This window comes from Telluria sp. AC161 (assembly GCF_979258535.1).
Genome location: NZ_OZ409861.1, coordinates 3212640 through 3232108, shown reverse-complemented (window position 1 = coordinate 3232108; position 19469 = coordinate 3212640). Strand labels below are relative to the sequence as shown.

Below are 19469 nucleotides of genomic sequence, written 5' to 3'. Positions count from 1 at the left end.
CAATGGGATCCCCGGTTTTTATTCTTTACAAAGCCGACATTTATCCACACAATCGCGCTGTTTAGCAAGGAAACCCAATTGGATGGCTGCACAGAATAACGCTCCTCTGCCCGCAGGACTCGAAATTGCCGGATACCGCATTGTAAAGAAAATTGCGTCCGGCGGGTTCAGTATTGTTTATCTTGCCTATGACAGCGAGGGCAATGCAGTGGCCATCAAGGAGTACCTGCCAAGCGCGCTGGCGCTGCGCCAGCCTGGTCAATTGATCCCCGTGGTGGCCAAGCCGCACCTGGCGGTATTTCGCATCGGCCTGAAGTGTTTTTTCGAAGAAGGCCGCGCCCTGGCGCGCATCGTGCACCCGAACGTGGTGCGCGTACTCAATTTCTTCCGCGCCCATGAGACTGTATACATGGTCATGGCCTACGAGTCCGGCCACTCGCTGCAGGAACACATCGCGCGCGCTGCCGCCAAAGGCAATGGCCTGAGCGAAAACTTCGTGCGCCAGGTGTTCCATGGCGTCTGTAGCGGCCTGCGCGAAGTCCACGCCAACAAGCTGCTGCACCTCGACCTCAAGCCCGCCAACATCTACCTGCGTACCGACGGCTCGCCGCTGCTGCTCGACTTCGGCGCCGCGCGCCAGACGCTGCACACCGACGCCCCGATGCTCGCGCCGATGTACACGCCGGGCTTCGCTGCGCCCGATTTGTATACACGCGGCGCGGCGCTCGGCCCCTGGACCGATATCTACAGCCTGGGCGCGGCCATGCTCGCCTGCATGAGCCGGTCGACGCCGCCGCCGGTCGATGCACGCCGCATGGACGATCACGTGCCGCGCCACCTGGCGCGCCTGGCAGGCTATTATTCACCGGAGCTGGTCAAACTGGTGGCCGGGTGCCTGGCGCTCGATCCCCTGATGCGGCCGCAAAGCGTGTTCGAGATACAGAAGGTGCTGCAGGCAGCGCCGGCTGCGCCGCCCCCGGCGCGGGCCACGGCTGCGATGGCAGCCGGAGCCGACGCGGCGGTGGACGCACATGAAGCACGCGGCGGCTGGCGCGGCCTGGTCGACCGTCTCGGCGCATTCCGGCGCGATTAAAGGAAGTCATGCAATTCTCGGTCTATCAACAAAGCCATATTGGCGGGCGCAAGGTCAACCAGGACCGGATGGGCTACTGCTACACGCGTGACGCCTTGCTGCTGTTGCTGGCCGATGGCATGGGCGGGCACCTGGGCGGCGAGATCGCCGCGACCATCGCGCTGCAGACGGTGTCGGCGATGTTCCGTCTGCAGGCGCGGCCGTACGTGAAAAAGCCCGAGCGCTTCCTTGAAGAAGCACTGCTGCAGGCGCACCACGACATCCAGGCCTACGCCGCCACGCACGGCCTGCCCGAAATCCCGCGCACCACGGTCGTCGCCTGCCTGATCCAGCACAACTGCGCCGTCTGGGCGCACGTCGGCGACTCGCGCCTGTACTGGGTGCGCCGCAAGCAGGTCCTGGCCTGCACGCGCGACCACTCGCATTTCGAGTACCTGCTCGAGCGCGGCCGGGCCGATCCGTCCGAGCGCAACACGCACCCCGACCGCAACAAGCTCTACAACTGCCTGGGCGCGTCGAGCCCGCCGAAGATCGAGCTGTCGCAGCAGCACAGCCTGCAGCATGGCGACATGCTGCTGCTGTGCTCCGACGGTTTGTGGTCCGTGCTGCCCGAAACCGAAATCGTGCATCGCCTGGCCACGAGCGGCGTCGTGCAGGCGGTGCCCGAACTGGTGCAGATGGCCGCCGCCATCGGCGGGCCACAGGCCGACAACACGACCGCGCTGGCCATCGCCTGGCAGGGCGCGGCCGGCACGATCGATGCCGATGCCCTGAATGTGATCTCGACCCAGATGCTGGCCGAAGATGCCGTGAGTTCCACCATCGTTGCGGGCGATCCTCTGCCCGAAGGCAGCGACGCGTTCGACGAAGACGATATCGAAAAAGCCATCGCCGAGATCCGCGAAGCGATCGAAAAATCCTCCCAGCTGCTCAAGTAAGGACCGACCCCATGACCTACCCACCGCGCCCGAGCGGCCGCGCGCCAGACCAGCTGCGCCCGATCGTCATCACCCGCAACTACACGCGGCACGCCGAAGGCTCGGTGCTGATCGAGTTCGGCGACACCAAAGTAATCTGCACGGCCAGCATCGAGGACAAGGTGCCGGCCTTCCTGAAAGGGAAGGGCCAGGGCTGGCTGACCGCCGAATACGGGATGCTGCCGCGCTCGACCCACAAGCGCATGGACCGCGAAGCCGCGCGCGGCAAGCAGAGCGGGCGCACGCAGGAAATCCAGCGCCTGATCGGCCGCTCGCTGCGCGCCGCGTTCAACCTGCACGCGTTTGGCGAGCGCACGCTGCATCTGGATTGCGACGTGATCCAGGCCGACGGCGGCACCCGCACCGCCGCCATCACGGGCGCGATGGTGGCCGCGCACGACGCCTTCAGCACGCTTCTGTCATCGTGCGCGATCACGGCGCTGCCGGTCCGGCATTTCGTCGCGGCCGTGTCGGTCGGCATGGTGAACGGCGTGCCGCTGCTCGACCTGGACTATCCCGAGGACGCGAACTGCGACACCGACATGAACGTCGTGATGAACGACCAGGGCCATTTCATCGAAGTGCAGGGCACGGCCGAAGGCGCTGCATTCGACCGCGCCGCCATGGACCGCCTGCTCGACCTGGCGCAGGCAGGCATCGCCGACCTGATTCATTTGCAGAAGCAGGCGCTGCGGATGGGCTGACTGCGGTTGCCCAGTTCCTGCGCAGCAGGTGCGCGAAGCCGGTAAAATGACCGGTTTCCTCACCAGCACCGTGACCACCATGACCCAGCGCCTGATCCTCGCCTCCAACAACGCCGGCAAACTCAAGGAGTTCGCCCAGCTGCTCGGCCCCATCGGCCTCGACCTGCATCCGCAGGGCGAATTTGACGTCCCGGAAGCAGAAGAGCCGTTCGGCACCTTCGTTGAAAACGCGCTGGCCAAGGCGCGCCATGCGTCGCGCCTGACCGGCTTGCCGGCGCTGGCCGACGATTCCGGCGTATGCGTCAATGCCCTTGGCGGCGCCCCCGGTGTGTATTCGGCCCGCTACGCTGGAGAACCGAAGTCCGACGCCAACAACAGCCGCAAGCTCGTCGCCGATCTGGCCACGCTCAGCGACAAGTCGGCCTATTACTACTGCGTGCTGGTCTACGTGCGCCACCCGGAAGACCCGCAGCCGATCATCGCCGACGGCCGCTGGAATGGCGAAATCATCGCCACGCCGCGCGGTGAGAACGGCTTCGGTTACGACCCGTACTTCTTGATCCCGTCGCTGGGCAAGACCACGGCCGAACTGGCGCCGGACGAAAAGAATGCGCTGTCGCACCGTGGCCAGGCGCTGCGCGTGCTGGTCGAGAAACTGAAAAACACCTGACATGATCCCCATTAAATTCGTCGGCGAGAACGTAGCCCAACCGTTGGCCGGCGAGCCCCGTTCGCCCGCGACGGCCGCGCTGCAATACCTGCAGCCGGGCGCGCTGAACCTGACGGCGCTGCCGCCGCTGTCGCTGTACGTGCACTGGCCATGGTGCGTGCGCAAGTGTCCGTACTGCGATTTCAATTCGCACGAAGGCAAGGGCGAGCTGCCCGAGAAGGATTACCTCGACGCGCTGCGCCTCGACCTGGAACAGTCGCTGCCGCTGATCTGGGGCCGCAAGATCCACACCGTGTTCATCGGCGGCGGCACGCCGAGCCTGATATCGGCTGCGGGGCTGGATCGCCTGATGTCCGACCTGCGCACGCTGCTGCCGCTGGAACTGGACGCCGAGATCACCATGGAAGCCAACCCCGGCACCTTCGAGGCCGAGCGCTTCAAGAGTTATCGCGAGAGCGGCATCAACCGCCTGTCGATCGGCATCCAGAGTTTCAACCCGGCGCACCTGAAGGCGCTGGGCCGCATCCACGACGGCGACGAAGCGCTGCGCGCAGTCGAGATCGCGAAAAACACGTTCGACAACTTCAATCTCGACCTGATGTACGCGCTGCCGTCACAGACGCTGGCCGAAGCGCGCCACGACCTGGAAACGGCGCTTGCGTTCGCGCCGCCGCACCTGTCGCTGTACCACCTGACGATGGAGCCGAACACGGTCTTCGCGAAGTACCCGCCATCACTGCCGGACGACGACCTGAGCGCCGACATGCAGGACATGATTGCCGAAGTGACGGGCGCCGCAGGCTACGATCACTACGAAGTCTCGGCCTATGCCAAGGCCGGCCGGCGCGCGCGCCACAATCTGAATTACTGGCAGTTCGGCGACTACCTGGGCATCGGCGCCGGCGCGCATTCGAAGATCTCGTTCCCGCACCGCATCCTGCGCCAGGCCCGCTACAAGCAGCCGGTGTCGTTCATCGAAGCAGCCAAGCGCGGCAATCCGGTGCAGGAAGAGCACGAGATCGGCCGCAACGACATGGGCTTCGAATTCATGCTCAACACGCTGCGCCTGACCGGTGGCTTCGATCCGAACCTGTTCGGCGAGCGCACCGGGATGAGCATCAACACGATCACCAAGTCGCTCAACGAGGCCGAGGCCAAGGGGCTGATCTACCGCGATCACAAGCTGATCAAGCCGACGGAACTGGGCCAGCGTTTTCTGAACGATTTGCAGGAAATGTTCTTGGCCGAGTAAGCGTCTCGGTTTTTCAGGCCTGCATGACGCCTGCCATCGCGCTGAGCGTGCGCGTCAGACCAGCCACTACGCGCGCCAGGCCGTCGAATTCGCCGTGCTGCTGCGCCTTGTCGGTTTCATCGGCATTCAATGGCGCGGTGTAGAAATAATGGTAGCCCAGAAAGTCGCTGCCGGTGATCAAGAGGGTCGTCGTGGCGGGGCTGCCATCGCCATCGCCATGGCGTGAAAGCGTCAAGCCCATCACGTGGGCCGAGGTCGTCAGCCCGTGGTGCATCAGTTGCGGGTCGCTGCGCAGTGCTGCAAACGCCTGGCGCACGCGCTGCGCCCCATCGGGCGTGCCGATGAACGCGATGAAGTTGCCGGCGTCCGTGTCCTCCGCGCCTGACTCCCCAGCCTCTGTGAAGAACACGAAACGGATCTCCGTCCCGGGTGCGGGCCGCAGATCCTTGACGGCGCGCGCCAGTTCAAGCACGGCAGCCGCGCCGACATCACCGCCCGGCCCGACGCGGGCGCCGATCACGAACGTGCGTTCTGGCAGGGCGCCTGGCGTCACGTTTGCAAGCGTTGCTTCGATGCTGTGGGCGGCGTGGCGGGTGCTGTCGCTGCCGATCCGCTGCCGGTGCAGTGCATAGCCATAGCGCTGCAGCGATGTGTCGACGTACTGCATCGGGCTGCCTCGTGCGTCCGGCGCCAGAGCCCGGGCATGGGCTTGCAGGCGCGCCGCCAAAGGCGTGGCGTCGGACCGCGTCTCGACGGTCAGCGTTGCCAGCACGATCGCAAGCAATATCGCGAGGATGACTTTCCAGTGCGATCTGAAGAAATGTCTCATGGCGTCACACGGCGCCTTGCGGCGCGTCGTCGGCAATCGATGCAACCAGTGTAGCCAATCCCGCCAATATCTGCGGTGCCAGGGGAGGGCAATGCCGCGCTACAACGAGGTACCCACAATCCGTCAAGTCTGCTTTGCGCCAGAACGACGTTACGGCTGTGGCATAGCAAAAAGCCAGATCATATTTCGGATGTGATTGATATTTTTTGCACATCGACTTATGAATATTGCATGGACTTTGATGTACTCTTGGTTAGTATTTTCTGATTTCCTTCGGTTAGCGGCTGGGTCTGCAAGGCGGAAGAATCTTGTTCCCTGGCCTGTTCGTCGCAATGGCGCGACGTTGTCATCAGCAACTTAGGAGCGGACATGGCCATAAATATCGATATTCTGGAAGTGCAAACGCAGCTGCTGAAACTGGGCTTCGATCCGGGCCCAATGGATGGCATATGGGGGCGACGTACGATCGCGGCATTGCGCGCCTTTCAGGAGTCGAAAGGGCTGCAGGTCGATGGCATTCTTGGGCCGAAGTCGCTGAAAGCCTTGTTCGAGGGCGTGGCAGATGACCAGCACAGCATTCCCGGCGAGCTGCCCTGGATGGCCGAAGCGACGAGATTGATCAATACGAGGGAGTTTTTGGGCGACCGCGACAATCCTGTCATCCTTGACTGGGCCGATGACCTCGATATCCATTATCCCGGTGATGAGGTACCGTGGTGTGGTTTGTTCGTCGGGCACTGCATCAACGGTACGCTGCCGGAAGAAACCTTGCCGACAAACTTATTGAGCGCGCTTGCGTGGAAAAATTTTGGCAACGACATTTCACCTCGTTACGGCGCCATCATGGTCTTCTGGCGTATCAGTGAACATAGCGGTAAAGGGCATGTCGGCTTTTATACCGGCGAGGACGACGATGCTTATCGTATTCTCGGCGGCAACCAAAGCAACAGTGTCTGCTATCAGTGGGTATCCAAGACGCGCTTCAAGGCGGCGCTCTGGCCTGCTACGGCCGCACCGTTGGAGGGCTTTGCATCTGCGCGGATGTTTGACCGCGCAGCCGACCTGGCAGCAAGTGGCAACAGGGTGTTTGCGAATACCAGTGCGGGCCTGCATCCACCGCACTGACAAGGGCAGGAAGGTGTGCACGTAACCTGCCAGAGGTCACGTGCACAAAAAAACCGGGCCACGTAGGCCCGTTTTTTATTCACTCGGGTGCCGACGGTAGCATCGCAAGCAACATCGCGAGGATGACTTTCCAGTGTGATCTGAAGAAATGTCTCATGGCGTCACACGGCGCCGTGCAGCGCGTCGTCGACGATCGATGCAGCCAGTGTAGCCAATCCCGCCAATATCGGCGGCACCAGGGAAGGCAATGCCGCGCTACAACGGCGTGCGGCGTGGATGCCACAGCGGGAACGATGACCGTCGGCACGTTGCGCTTCGTCAATTTCGCCACAGTTTTGCATCGCTAAGATCGGGCGTTGCCGTGTGCTCTGCGGCGGTCATCCAAAGGCAAAGACAATGAAACTCGATCAACTTGCTGCGAGTGTCATGGGGTTGTCGGATGCGAAACGCGCCATACGGCTTCGCCTATCGGGTGCCAACGGCATTGTGGACGACCTGCTGCTCGTGAAGTATGTGAGCGGGGTTGAGACGATGTGTGGCGGGATCGAATATGCGCTGCAATGTGTATGTCTCAGGGCCGGGCTGGCACTGAAGGACTTCATCGCCAATCCGGTGGAGCTGCAGTTCGTGACCGATACCGGATCGCTGCGCACGGTCTGCGGGATTGTCGGAGGCGCGACGGAGGGGCAGAGCGATGGCGGTCTGGCGACCTACCAGTTGATCGTCCGGGACGCGATTTCTTTGTTGGAGGAAACCTGCAACACGCGGGTATTTCGCAATCGCAGCGAGGTCGACATCACCAATATCATGCTGCGCGAGTGGTGCCAATCCAATCCCATTGTCAGCGCCGCATTTCGCTTCGACCTCAGCGGACTGAAGACATATCCGGCCCGCGAATTCACCATGCAATACAACGAATCCAATGCCGCCTTTCTGCGCCGTCTATGGAAACGGCGCGGCATTGCGTGGTTTATCCGCGCCGGTGCGTCGAATGAACGGGGGAGCGACGACACGCCTGTTCATACGCTTGTGCTGTTTGACCAGCCAAACGCGCTGGAACAGAACCCAGCTGGCCCGGCGCGCTACCACCGCGACCACGCTACCGAGCAACGCGATAGCATCACTGCCTGGCATGCCGTACGCAAGCTGACTGCCGGTCGAGTGGAACGCCAAAGCTGGAACTATCGGTTTGCATGGTCGATGAGCAGCCAGGATACGAGCCTGGCGAATCAGGGCCAGTCAGGCAATCGGTTCGCATCCACTCTTGATGACTACCTGATCGACTCGCCGCACGCCGGCGACAATTCGGACGACTACCGCTACCTTGGCCTTGCGCGCATCCAGCGCAAAGAGTATGAGGCCAAATTCTTCGAGGGAGAAAGTGGCGACCGCGACATGCGCGTCGGGCAGTGGCGCAGCATACGCGGGCACCGCGAAATCGATTCGCATCCGGAAGCGCAGCGTGAGTTTGTCTGCACCGAATTGCGGGTGGAGGCTGAAAACAACCTGCCCACGACCCTGAATGAACGCGCTGACCGGTTATTCGCACTGAATCGCTGGAGCGGCGAACTGGTGCGCGCCAGCGCCGAGCGGGGCGTACGTTATACCAACCGATTTACTTGCGTACGGCGCGGCATTCCAATCATTCCTGCCTTCGATCCACGCATCGATCTGCCGCGTACGGCGCCGCAAACCGCCATCGTTGTCGGCCCTGCAAATCAAGAGATTTTTTGCGACGCGCTGGGGAGAATCAAGCTGCGATTTCCAGCGTGTCGCGCACAAGACCATGAGCATGCCACCGGCGCAGGAACATCGGACAGCGACCGGGATTCGGCGTGGGTGCGTGTTGCGACCGGTTGGGCAGGCAACCGATATGGCGCGATCTCGCTGCCGCGCGCAGGCGATGAAGTTGTCGTCGTATTTTTGGGCGGCGACCCGGACAAGCCGCTCGTGATTGGCAGCGTCCATGGATACCGGACACCGCCCCCGTCTTTCAGCGGCACCAGCGTCCTGCCCGGGGATAGGCACTTATCAGGAATCGTAAGCCGGGAGGACGAGGGGGGACGCGCGAATCAACTGCGCATGGACGATACGCCGGGGCAAATCAGCGCACAGGTCGGGAGCGAGCACGATCACAGTCAACTCAACCTGGGTTATCTCACGCAGCCACGCTGTAATGGTGCCGCCGTACCACGTGGCGAAGGCGCTGAATTGCGGACAGACGCAGCACTGGCATTGCGCGGTGGTCAAGGCGTCCTGATCAGCGCGGATGCGTCGTTGCGAGCGGCGGGACGGCAGCTGGATCGGGATGGCTTGACTGGACTGGCCGAGGCGCTATCGACCGTACAAAAGCAGCTGGCCGAGCTGGCCGAGGCCCATGAAACAGATGCAGTAGAAGGCGAGTCGTTGTCGCAGGTGAAGTCGCATCTGCAACAGTGGGAACAGGGCAGCAACACGGCAGGGCAAGCTGCAGCAGGGACTGGTGCGCCCATTGTCGCCATCGAGGCACCGGCGGGGGTGATCATTGGCAGTCAGGCTGGCGTCACGATCGGGGCGCAGACGCATGTGGATCTGGTCAGTGTTGGGAATACCCAGCTATCTGCTGGTCGCAAACTGATGCTGCATGCGCTCCAGGGAATCAGCATGTTCGCGCACTCCCTCGGAACCAAACTTGTTGCGGCGAGCGGGAAGGTGGAGATTGTTGCTCAGGATGACAACGTCGAGATCACGTCAGCGAAAAGGATTGTTCTGACGGCGACGGAGGAGATCGTCTTGCAGGCCCCGAAAGTGTCAGTGGTGACGCAGGGCGCGCAGGCGGCATTTGGGGATGGAGCGATTACGCATCAGTGTACCGGGAGTTTTATGGTTAAGTCGGCTAAAGCAGAATTTTCAGGTGCAGGGGATGGAGGGATGCTTTCGTTGCAAATGTATGAAAGTGATGTTGAATACGATCAGCATGTTCGACTGGTTGATTTGTCTACCGGTGAGCCATTAGCGGAGCAACGTTATCGAGTGACTGTTGAAGATGGTCAGGTATTGGAAGGGCGTACAAATGCAGATGGAGTGACTCAGCACTTCTCGTCTGATATCCCATTTGCCCAATATAGGATTGAAGCCATCGACGACTAACTATAGTAAAGGTGAAAATCAGTATTAGATGTCACATTGATGCTATCAGCAGTAAGAATCAAGAAAGGTATGCGATGAAGATTATTCCAAAGAAAAATGGATACAAGCTGCCAATCAATCCAGAGAAAAAACAAGGAAAAATTTCTCAAGGTTTCGTCACGCCTAAACAAGACAAAAATCCACAAGTTCAAAAAATTCCGCCTAAGCGGGTGTTGCCAATCGTTTTTATACCGGGAATTATGGGGTCAAATCTGAGAATGACGGAAGCCCGCCAGAAAGAGATTAATGGGGCGCATAATATATCCTGGCGGCCAGATAATTCCAGCGTGACTGTGGCGCAATACAACGATAGTCCAATCGAGAGGCAATTGCGTCTGGATCCAGAAAACACTGAAGTTGACACCTACGATCCTTTGAAAAACCCGACCGGAAACCTTGAAGAAAGTTCGGACTCACGCAATCAAAGTGTAACGTATACCCGAGGATATAGAGGTTGGAACAGCCTCGATGGGCCCTTACTACAGCCAGATTTGCCGGGGACTAAAAATCGCCGTAATCAGGACCAAAAAGCTCGGGAGCGAGGCTGGGGGGAAATTTATTTTGGAAGTTATCAAAAAGTTCTTGAGGTCTGTGAGAGTAAGCTCAATTCTGCATTTTCAGGCGGCGCAATGGATCTATATTTGCAGACCAATATTCTAAAAATCGACCCAAAAAAGTGGCAGGCAGATCCGAGCATTCTTATGCTCCCCCTTGATGAGAGTTCTATGCGAGACGCCGTTAAAGGGTGTTGGTTCCCAGTACATGCAATGGGTTATAACTGGCTTAAAGGAAATTTTGAATCTGGTGTTGTTATTGCAAAAAAAATTAATACTTTGATTGATAAGTATAAAAGTGAAGGCTTTGAATGTGAAAAAGTAATTCTTATAACACATTCGATGGGAGGGATAGTCGCACGCGCGGTTATACATCCTGCGATTGGAAACGCAAACGATAAAATCTTAGGAGTCGTTCACGGAGTTATGCCTGCGATGGGTGCAGGGGCAGCCTACAAGCGAATGCGTTGTGGCGTTGAGGGCGAATGGACAGCACCGACAGAAAGAATAACAGCAGGGGTTTTGGGAGATAACGCACAAGACGTAACTGCAGTACTCGCGAATGCTCAGGGTGCCTTAGAGCTGCTTCCAAATCAGTTTTACGGGGCTCATTGGCTGGAATTTCGAGATGAGAAGAAAATATTGAAAAGCTGGCCTGCGCAGTGTCCATACGAGGAAATTTATAAAGTAAGAGCGAAGTGGTTTAGTCTGTTCCGAGAACGATGGATTAATCCGGCAAATGCGATAGGAGTTGGAATTCAAAAGACTTTGAATTTATTGGACGACGCTAAGAGCTTCCACGCTAAAATTGAGAATACTTATCACGATCAAAGTTACGCTCACTATGGGGTCGATCCTGATAGAAAGGCTTGGCACAAAGTGACTTGGAAGGTTGATGATGTGGTCGATTCAAAAAATATTGATTCGTTAAAGATTGTCGAAGACAATCGAAAAGGAAGTCTTAGTCTGGTCGATCTGAAAGCACCAGAAGATGTCAGAAAGGTTAATTTTTTAAGTGTCGAGATGCTTGGTCCAGATGCCCCTGGCGATCAAACCGTGCCGTCTCATTCAGCAGATGCACAGCTTTTAAGTAGAAAATTTAAAGGTGTATTCCGACAGCAAGGCTACGAGCATCAGGGGAGTTACTCGAATCCTGTTGTATTGGCATCAACTTTATATTGTCTATTTAAAATAATTTCAACAATGAAATGGAATAAATGATGAGAAGGCTTATTTCTCATTTTTTTGCATGGTTGATTTTTATACTGGCGATATTGTTAGTTATTATAATCGTCAACGGAAGAGAGGGTAAGCTGATGCCGGCGTCTAAGAAAATAGATAAAATATTTGAGCATACACGTATGGTATGTTTTGGACGATTGCGCGTAAAAATTCCAAAGGACGCATCTGTCATCTACGGGCCTATTTCAGTTGATGGAAATATACAGTTTTACCCCGACCAATCCTCGAATATCTCTACACTGGTAAATTCACGTTTGCAAGAAATCAAAGTGGAAAAAAGCTACTTGGCAGATTACTCACTCGCCAAGCTGCCAAAAATTGGAGAAGTCGTCGATGGTATTATCCCAGGTCAGAAAATTATCTTCGGGGCGAAAAGTTCAGTAAGTTATTCGATTCATTCTTATATTCCAATGAAAAATGACCTTTTTATTCACTACATCAGCAGTGCAATGCCCAGTGAGGACAATGTTTCATTGATAAATAAAATTGCTGGTCAGCTCAGATCCCGCTCTGAGAATGAAATTCCTGCAGAAATGGGAATGTGCGTTGAAGGGGGTTTTCTGGAAGTTGATGCAGAATACGAAAATAGTGCTATAGGTATTTATCTAAAAGAAATTCCAGATGTCCGAATTTCTATCGAAGCACGTAGAAACCATGATTATTTGCAAGAGGATAGTGCTCCGGGGCGGCTGCGGCAACAAGCGAAAGAACATGCTGCCAATCTTGGATTAGGAAACTTTTTCTCCAGTATAAAAATGCTAAGAGAAGGACCCCGTCAACTGGGAGTCTGGCATGGTGAAGAAATTCTCACCAGGCGACCGGCTTACAAGAATGATACAGATGCACATGAATTCCGGTTCTTCAGCGTTGGTGAGGCAAACAACTCGCTGCATCCTTTGCTGGATATTCGACTCGATTCTGGCGTAAAGGATGACGCGAAAGCCAAGGTCAAACCCACCCTTACAGATGACGTAGCCTTGGCCCTGTGGGACAGATTGCTGCCGTCTATCGACATACGCCAGCCAAGCGATGCAACCGTGGCCAAAAAGCTAAGTCAAAAAGCACCGCTAGGAACTACAATTCAATCAGGCAACGTATGTCCGCAAGCGGGGCAATGGCAATGCACTGACAAGCGAAGAATCGAGGGGGAGCGATCTCGTATATTCTGCGAAGGGGAGAAAATCCCACCAGTGATTGTGGCGGGCCATAAGAGTCTTCTAAGGACACTTATCGGTGACGTTTACCGTATTGCTCAAACTGAATGGCAATTGGTAGCCTATTCCCCACCGTCTTCTATCGCAGAGGAAATCGATGGTCTTTGCGAAGATATCCACAAATCAAAAGATAGCCATGCCTAACGTCATCCGCCTGCACGATCCTACAAGCCACGGCGGCAAGGTCATTGCCGTCGCCGCAACCCATTTCACCGTTGGCGGTATCGCCGTCGCCTGCATTGGCGACACATGTGCATGCCCGATCCACGGTGACGGCACTATTGTGGAGGGCAAGCCTATGCAAACGATAAATGGCAAGCCGGTTGCTTATAACGGCCATAAGACCAGCTGCGGCGCTATGTTAATCTCGACCATCGCGACATTCACCCACAGCTAGGGCGAGCCACGCGTCCGGGCCTTCCAAGCCGACCTTCACATGCAAAAAAAAACCGGGCCACACAGGCCCGGTTCTCATTCACTTCAGCAGCAGCGTCGCAACTTACCTCGCCGCCACCGGCGTCCCGCCAGCTTGCGCCGCTGGTTCCACCCAACCGCCGCCCAGCACGCGATACAACGCGACCTGGTTCTGCAAACGCAGCAGATTGGCCTGCACCGACAACTGCTGCGACTGGAACAGCGAGCGCTGTGCGTCGAGCAGGTCGAGCTGGCTGGCGGCGCCGCTGCGGAAGCGCAGGTCGGACAGGTTGAAGCGGTCGGCTTCGGCTTCGGTCACGGCCGCTTGCGCACGCAGCTGTTCGCTGTACGTCGCCTGGCCGGCCAGGGCATCCGCCACTTCGCGGAACGCGGTCTGGATCGATTGCTCGTAGCGCGCCACGGCGATGTCGCGCTGGGCACGGGCGGCGCCTAGCGTGGCGGTGTTGCGGCCGTAGTCGAAGATCGGCAGGATCGCCTGCGGTGCGAACGACCAGCCCCAGGTGCCGCTCTCGAACAGGCCCGACAGCTCGGTGCTGGCGCTGCCGGCGCTGCCCGTCAGCGAGATGCGCGGGAAGAAGTTCGCGCGCGCCGCGCCGATGTTGGCGTTGGCTCCGATCAGCTCTTGCTCGGCCGCACGGATGTCCGGACGGTTGACGAGCAGGTCCGATGGCAGGCCGGCCGGCAGGTCGGGCAGCTCGGTCTTGGCCAGCGTGGCGCCGCTTGAGACGTCCGCCGGCAGCGGCTGGCCGACCAGCAGCGTCAGCAAGTTGATGTCCTGGGCGCGGAAGCGCTGTTGCTGCGCCAGCGTGGCCAGGGCCGTTTCAACGAGCGAACGCGATTGCTGGATATCCAGGCGCGATGCGACGCCGTTCTCGAAACGCAGCTGCGTCAGGCGATCCGAATCCTGGCGCGTCTTGAGCGTGTCCTGCGTGATGCGCAGCAGCTCTTCGTCGGCCAGCAGTTGCAGATACGCGTTGGCAACCGACGCGATCAGGCTGATCTGCGTGGTCTTGCGCGCTTCTTCGGTGGCCAGGTATTGCGCCAGCGCGGCTTCGCTCAGGTTGCGCACCCGGCCGAACAGGTCGAGCTCGAACGACGTCACCTGCAGGCCTGCCTGATAGGTGCTTTCGATCGGCTGGTCTTCGCCCACCGTCCGGCGGTTGCCACTGACACCCAGGCCCACCGATGGCAGGCGATCGGCGCGCGTGATGCGGTACTGGGCACGCGCCTGCTCGATGTTGGCAATCGCGATGCGCAGGTCACGGTTATTCACCAGTGCCTGGTCGATCAGCTGACGCAGGCGCGCATCGGCAAAGAACTGCTGCCACGCCACGGCTGCCGGTGCCTGGTTGATCACCGGGCTGGTCGATGCCGTGGCCGCTTGCGGCACAGCCGGGAAGGCGCTTGCCACCGGAGCAGCAGGGCGCTCATAGTCCGGCGCCAGCGACATGCAGCCGGCGAGTGCCATCGACAGCGCCAATGGCGTGACGATCAGTTTGATGTGTTTAATCATACTTGTTTCCCTTGTTCTGCGGCCTGGCGTTCCTGTTTCTCGAGCTCATGCTGTTTTTCCTGCGCATGGGCATACATCTTGTTCTGGCGCTCGCTGCCCTTGAAGAGCGTACGGACAACGACGAAGAACACGGGCACGAAGATCACGCCCAGCACGGTTGCCGTAATCATACCGCCCATCACGCCGGTACCGATGGCGCGCTGCGATGCCGAACCGGCGCCGCTGGCGATCACCAGTGGCAGCACACCCAGGATGAAGGCGAGCGAGGTCATGATGATCGGACGGAAGCGCAGGTGGGCCGCTTCGAGCGCCGCATCGAACGGCGACTTGCCTTCGGCTTGCAGGTCCTTGGCAAATTCGACAATCAGAATCGCGTTCTTCGCCGCCAGACCAATAATGGTAATCAAGCCGACCTTGAAGTAGACGTCGTTGGACAAGCCCCGCATATTGGCTGCCAGCAGCGAGCCGAGAATACCCAGCGGCACCACAAGCATGACCGCCACCGGGATCGTCCAGCTTTCATACAATGCGGCCAGGGCCAGGAACACCGCGAGCAGCGCGAAGCCGATCAGGATGAACACGGTCGAACCCGACAGCAGCTCTTCGCGCGACTGGCCGGTCCACTCATACGAGAAGCCAGGCGGCAGGCGCTCGGCCAGGCGCTGCATTTCGTCCAGCGCCTCGCCGCTCGAGTAACCAGGCGCCGGTTCACCGGTCAGCTTCATGGCAGGGTAGCCGTTATAGCGGTTGGTCTGCATCGGGCCGGTGGTCCATTCGGTCGTCGCAAACGACGACATCGGCACCGGCTGGCCCTGGGTATTCATCGCATTGATGCGCAGCAAATCGTCCGGCTGCATACGCTGGGGCGCATCGGCCTGCACGATCACGCGCTGCAGGCGGCCACCGTTCGGGAAGTCGTTGACGTACGACGAACCCATCGATGTCGACAGTGCCGTGTTGATCGCGGCGAAGGTCACGCCCAGGGCTTGCGCCTTGTCGCGGTCGATGTTCAGCTTGAGCTGCGGTGCATCTTCCAGACCTTCAGGACGCATGCCCGTCAGGATCTTGCTCTGCGACGCCATGCCCAGCATCTGGTTACGCGCGGCCAGCAGGGCAGCGTGGCCATTGCCGGCACGATCCTGCAGGCGGAATGAGAAGCCGGTACCGGTACCCAGTTCGGGGATCGGCGGCGGGCTCACCACGAAGATGAACGAGTCGCGCAGCGCGCCCATGTGACCGGTAATGCGGCCGGCGAACGATTGCGCGTCCTGGCCGTCGCCTTTGCGCTCGTCCCATGCCTTCATCGGGATGAACGCCAGACCCATGTTCTGGCCCTGGCCCGAGAACGAGAAGCCGGTAATGGCCACGATGTTGGCCGTTTCCGGCTGCTTCATCACGAACTCTTCCATCGAACGCAGGACGGCGCCGGTACGCTCGGCAGTCGCGCCTGGCGGCAGCTGGACGTTGGCGATCACGTAGCCCTGGTCTTCGTTCGGCAGGAACGAATTCGGCAGGCGCGTGAACAGCACGCCGACCACGACGACCAGCACGGCAAACACGACCATCCAGCGGCCGGCACGCTTCATCAGGGCGCCGACGAAGCCTTCATATTTCTTGGCGCCGGTGGTGAACTTGCGGTTGAACCAGCCGAAGAAGCCCTTCTTGTCATTGTGGTGACCGGCTTCGACGGGTTTCAACAGGTGCGCGCACAGCGCCGGGGTCAGCGACAGTGCCAGGAATGCCGAGAAGGCGATCGAGGTGACCATCACGACCGAGAACTGGCGATAAATGTTACCGACCGCGCCGGCGAAGAATGCCAGCGGGACGAACACGGCGATCAGGACCACGGTCACGCCGATGATGGCGCCCGAAATCTGGCCCATTGCCTTGCGCGTGGCTTCCAGCGGCGGCAAGCCTTCTTCGCTCATGATGCGCTCGACGTTCTCAACCACCACAATGGCATCATCGACGACGATACCAATCACCAGCACCATGCCGAACATGGTCAGCACGTTGATCGAGAAGCCCATCGCCAGCAGGCAGGCGAACGAGCCCAGCAGTGCGATTGGCACCACGATGGTCGGAATCAGCGTGTAGCGGAAGTTCTGCAGGAACAGGTACATCACCAGGAACACCAGCACGATCGCTTCGATCAGCGTGTGGACCACTTGCTCGATCGAAATCGAGATGAAGGTGGTGGAGTCGTAAGGAATCGAGTACTTGATACCGTTCGGGAAGAGCTTCTGCAGCTCTGCCATGCGGGCCTTGATCAGTTCTGCGGTTTCCAGGGCGTTACCGGATGGCGCCAGCTGCACGCCGATACCTGCCGATGGCTTGCCGTTCAGGCGCGCCGTGGTGCTGTACGACTGGCCGCCGACTTCGATGCGTGCGACATCCTTCAGGCGCACGGTCGAGCCATCCTGGTTGGCGCGCAGCACGATGTTGCCAAACTGCTCGACGTTCGACAGCTGGCCCGTCACGATGACGGTGGCGCTGATCTGCTGGCCTTGCGCAATTGGCAAGTCACCGATCGTGCCCGATGCGACCTGGGCATTCTGCTGCGAGATCGCGCTTGTGACATCAGCGGGCGACAGGTTGAATCCGACCAGTTTGGTCGGATCGATCCAGATCCGCATTGCCTTCTCGGTACCGAACAGCTGGGCCTGGCCAACGCCGGTAATGCGCTGGATTTCAGGCAGCACATTGCGCGAGGCGTAGTCGCCCAGCGCAATATTGTCCATCTTCGGGTCATCCGACGACAGGATCGTAAACAGCAGGAAGTTCGAGCGCGACTTGTCGACGCGCACACCTTGCTGCGTCACCGCCGGCGGCAGACGCGGAGTCGCGCGCGACAGGCGGTTCTGAACGTCAACCTGGGCCAGTTCCGGATCAGTGCCGGTCTCGAAGGAAATGGTAATCGAGCCAGTGCCGTTGGCCTGGCTGGTCGATTCCATGTAGATCATGCCCTGGGCACCGTTCATCTCGCGTTCGATAATCGAGATGACGGAATCCTCCAGAGTCTGCGCCGACGCACCCGGGTAGGTGACGTTGACGACGATCGCGGGTGGCGCCACGGATGGGTATTGGGCGATCGGCAACTGCTTGATCGCAACAGTACCCAGCACCATGATGAACAGCGCGATCACCCATGCAAAAATTGGGCGGTCAATAAAAAAACGTGCCATTGAAAAGTCCTGTTCGTTTTATTCTTAGCGGCTGCTGTTGGCCGGGGTCGTTGCACCCGCAGCCGGCGAACCGGAACTCGGGGTGCGTGCACCGGAAGCATTCGCACCAGCGGCGGCCTGAGCACCGGCAGCATTTGGCTGAGCCGCCGGAGCGCCTGCCTGGGCCGGCGCCTGGGTGCCGGCCGGGGTCCATTGCACCGGCTTGACCGGGGTACCTGGCGGCAGCATCTGCAGCTTCTGGAAGCCGTCGACCATCACTTGTTCGCCTTCTTTCAGGCCGTCAATGACGATCCAGCTCTCGCCTTGCTGCGACGCGATCTTGACCGTGCGGGACACTGGCTTGTTGTCGGCGCCGATGACCATCACGGTATCGCCGTTCTGGCCGCCACGGGTGACCGCTTGCTGTGGCACCAGGATGCCGCGCGTTTCCGACTGCGACAGGCGCACGCGTGCGTACTGGCCTGGCAGCAGGGCGTTGTCCGGATTGTCGATGGCAGCGCGCAGCGTGACCTGGCCGCTCGTTTCATCGACAGTCACGTCCGAGAACAGCAGCTTGCCCTTGCGAGGCAGCACAGTACCGTCGTCGAGCACGACCGTGACGGGCAGCTCGGCATCGATCTTGCCGCCGGCCTGCTTGCGCAGGCGCTGCAGATCGTTGGCCGACTGGGTGATGTTCAGGTACATGCGGTCGGTCTGCTGGATCAGGGCCAGCTCGGTCGACTGGGTCGCCGAGACCAGTGCACCCTCGGTCACCAGCGAACGGCCGATGCGGCCGGAGATCGGCGCATTGACGTTGGTGTAGCCCAGATTGATCTGCGCCACGCGGACCTGCGCGCGGGCGGCGGCTACTTCGGCCTCGCCCTGGCGTTGCGCCGCGACAGCGTTGTCGAATTCCTGTTTGCTGACAGCAGCGGCTTCGACCAACGGCTTGTAGCGATCGGCAATCGACTTGGCCGCGACCAGATTGGCCTGGGCGCGTGCCAGGTCAGCCTGGGCGGAAGCGACCTGGGCCTGGTACGGCGCAGCGTCGATCTGATACAGCGCCTGGCCCTGCTTGACCATGCTGCCCTCGGTGAACAGGCGTTTCTGGACATTGCCATCGACGCGGGCACGAACCTGGGCGGTGCGGATTGCCTCGACGCGGGCTGGCAGCTCGGTCTGCAATGCGACGGTTTCGATCTTGGTGGTGATGACACCGGCCTGGACGGCTGGAGCTTGCTGGCCGCCAGGGGCGGCGCCGGCTGGGGCTGCATCTTTCTTGCCGCAGGCGCACAACAGAACCAGGGCTGCCAGAGTGGCGGCAGCGACCCGGGTCAGGGACGGGGACGAGGATTGGGCAGGGCGCATTACGTGTGCTTCCTTCTAGTTAGTAACGCGTTGACGTCACCCGGCGCTCAGGAAAACATGGCGAAGGGTGATATCAACACTGGCTTTTGCAAATAGTTTTATATACTATCACGACTGTATGTAAAATGTTTGCCCCCCTGTAATTTTGGAGTACCCCCCGA

General features: G+C 59.4%; 14 protein-coding genes. 10 read left to right on the top strand and 4 right to left on the bottom strand.

Annotated elements, in window-relative coordinates:
- Positions 1–82 precede the first annotated feature (82 nt).
- The 5 genes from ACZ0AJ_RS14425 to hemW all read left to right on the top strand — a co-directional run bounded on the left by ACZ0AJ_RS14425 (position 83) and on the right by hemW (position 4696).
- Complete coding sequence (locus tag ACZ0AJ_RS14425; protein WP_499455415.1) at positions 83–1093, top strand: serine/threonine-protein kinase; 1011 nt, start codon at positions 83–85, stop codon at positions 1091–1093.
- 8 nt (positions 1094–1101) lie between these two features.
- Positions 1102–2031, top strand: coding sequence for a PP2C family protein-serine/threonine phosphatase (locus tag ACZ0AJ_RS14420; RefSeq protein WP_499455196.1), 930 nt, complete (start codon positions 1102–1104; stop codon positions 2029–2031).
- A gap of 11 nt (positions 2032–2042) precedes the next feature.
- On the top strand, positions 2043–2774 hold the full coding sequence (rph, locus tag ACZ0AJ_RS14415; RefSeq protein WP_499455195.1) for a ribonuclease PH: 732 nt from the start codon (positions 2043–2045) through the stop codon (positions 2772–2774).
- Between the two features lie 79 nt (positions 2775–2853).
- Positions 2854–3444, top strand: coding sequence for an RdgB/HAM1 family non-canonical purine NTP pyrophosphatase (rdgB, locus tag ACZ0AJ_RS14410; protein WP_499456795.1), 591 nt, complete (start codon positions 2854–2856; stop codon positions 3442–3444).
- A 1-nt stretch (position 3445) separates the two neighbouring features.
- A complete protein-coding gene (gene hemW, locus ACZ0AJ_RS14405) occupies positions 3446–4696 on the top strand; it encodes a radical SAM family heme chaperone HemW (RefSeq protein WP_499455194.1) in 1251 nt (416 codons plus the stop codon).
- A 13-nt stretch (positions 4697–4709) separates the two neighbouring features.
- Here hemW and ACZ0AJ_RS14400 read toward each other — a convergent pair whose 3' ends face one another.
- Positions 4710–5525, bottom strand: a complete 816-nt coding sequence (locus ACZ0AJ_RS14400; protein WP_499455193.1) for a zinc-binding metallopeptidase family protein — start codon at positions 5523–5525, stop codon at positions 4710–4712.
- Positions 5526–5894: 369 nt separating this feature from the next.
- Here ACZ0AJ_RS14400 and ACZ0AJ_RS14395 point away from each other — a divergent pair, with 369 nt between their 5' ends.
- The 5 genes from ACZ0AJ_RS14395 (at position 5895) to ACZ0AJ_RS14375 (ending at position 13225) form a co-directional block, all read left to right on the top strand.
- Positions 5895–6650 carry an NlpC/P60 family protein gene (locus ACZ0AJ_RS14395; protein WP_499455411.1) on the top strand — a complete coding sequence of 252 codons (756 nt, stop codon included), beginning with the start codon at positions 5895–5897 and terminating at the stop codon, positions 6648–6650.
- 396 nt (positions 6651–7046) lie between these two features.
- Positions 7047–9779, top strand: a complete 2733-nt coding sequence (locus ACZ0AJ_RS14390; RefSeq protein WP_499455191.1) for a type VI secretion system Vgr family protein — start codon at positions 7047–7049, stop codon at positions 9777–9779.
- A 74-nt stretch (positions 9780–9853) separates the two neighbouring features.
- On the top strand, positions 9854–11593 hold the full coding sequence (locus tag ACZ0AJ_RS14385) for a PGAP1-like alpha/beta domain-containing protein (protein WP_499455190.1): 1740 nt from the start codon (positions 9854–9856) through the stop codon (positions 11591–11593).
- Positions 11590–12972, top strand: coding sequence for a T6SS immunity protein Tli4 family protein (locus ACZ0AJ_RS14380; protein WP_499455408.1), 1383 nt, complete (start codon positions 11590–11592; stop codon positions 12970–12972). Before ACZ0AJ_RS14385 ends, ACZ0AJ_RS14380 begins: the two co-directional genes overlap by 4 nt.
- Positions 12965–13225, top strand: a complete 261-nt coding sequence (locus ACZ0AJ_RS14375; RefSeq protein ID WP_499455406.1) for a PAAR domain-containing protein — start codon at positions 12965–12967, stop codon at positions 13223–13225. The genes ACZ0AJ_RS14380 and ACZ0AJ_RS14375 overlap by 8 nt, the downstream gene beginning before the upstream one ends.
- 102 nt (positions 13226–13327) lie before the next feature.
- Here ACZ0AJ_RS14375 and ACZ0AJ_RS14370 read toward each other — a convergent pair whose 3' ends face one another.
- From ACZ0AJ_RS14370 to ACZ0AJ_RS14360, 3 genes are read right to left on the bottom strand one after another with little or no spacing between them, the layout of a single operon-like run.
- Entirely contained in the window at positions 13328–14776 is a 1449-nt protein-coding gene (locus ACZ0AJ_RS14370; protein WP_499455187.1) for an efflux transporter outer membrane subunit, read from the bottom strand.
- Entirely contained in the window at positions 14773–17961 is a 3189-nt protein-coding gene (locus tag ACZ0AJ_RS14365) for an efflux RND transporter permease subunit (protein ID WP_499455186.1), read from the bottom strand. Before ACZ0AJ_RS14365 ends, ACZ0AJ_RS14370 begins: the two co-directional genes overlap by 4 nt.
- Before the next feature lie 24 nt (positions 17962–17985).
- Positions 17986–19308, bottom strand: a complete 1323-nt coding sequence (locus ACZ0AJ_RS14360) for an efflux RND transporter periplasmic adaptor subunit (RefSeq protein ID WP_499455185.1) — start codon at positions 19306–19308, stop codon at positions 17986–17988.
- Positions 19309–19469 lie beyond the last annotated feature (161 nt).

Coding starts and splice junctions, on each gene's coding strand:
- ACZ0AJ_RS14425 (WP_499455415.1), top strand. CDS start 83: ATGGCTGCACAGAATAACGCTCCTCTGCCCGCAGGACTCGAAATTGCC.
- ACZ0AJ_RS14420 (WP_499455196.1), top strand. CDS start 1,102: ATGCAATTCTCGGTCTATCAACAAAGCCATATTGGCGGGCGCAAGGTC.
- rph (WP_499455195.1), top strand. CDS start 2,043: ATGACCTACCCACCGCGCCCGAGCGGCCGCGCGCCAGACCAGCTGCGC.
- rdgB (WP_499456795.1), top strand. CDS start 2,854: ATGACCCAGCGCCTGATCCTCGCCTCCAACAACGCCGGCAAACTCAAG.
- hemW (WP_499455194.1), top strand. CDS start 3,446: ATGATCCCCATTAAATTCGTCGGCGAGAACGTAGCCCAACCGTTGGCC.
- ACZ0AJ_RS14400 (WP_499455193.1), bottom strand. CDS start 5,525: ATGAGACATTTCTTCAGATCGCACTGGAAAGTCATCCTCGCGATATTG.
- ACZ0AJ_RS14395 (WP_499455411.1), top strand. CDS start 5,895: ATGGCCATAAATATCGATATTCTGGAAGTGCAAACGCAGCTGCTGAAA.
- ACZ0AJ_RS14390 (WP_499455191.1), top strand. CDS start 7,047: ATGAAACTCGATCAACTTGCTGCGAGTGTCATGGGGTTGTCGGATGCG.
- ACZ0AJ_RS14385 (WP_499455190.1), top strand. CDS start 9,854: ATGAAGATTATTCCAAAGAAAAATGGATACAAGCTGCCAATCAATCCA.
- ACZ0AJ_RS14380 (WP_499455408.1), top strand. CDS start 11,590: ATGATGAGAAGGCTTATTTCTCATTTTTTTGCATGGTTGATTTTTATA.
- ACZ0AJ_RS14375 (WP_499455406.1), top strand. CDS start 12,965: ATGCCTAACGTCATCCGCCTGCACGATCCTACAAGCCACGGCGGCAAG.
- ACZ0AJ_RS14370 (WP_499455187.1), bottom strand. CDS start 14,776: ATGATTAAACACATCAAACTGATCGTCACGCCATTGGCGCTGTCGATG.
- ACZ0AJ_RS14365 (WP_499455186.1), bottom strand. CDS start 17,961: ATGGCACGTTTTTTTATTGACCGCCCAATTTTTGCATGGGTGATCGCG.
- ACZ0AJ_RS14360 (WP_499455185.1), bottom strand. CDS start 19,308: ATGCGCCCTGCCCAATCCTCGTCCCCGTCCCTGACCCGGGTCGCTGCC.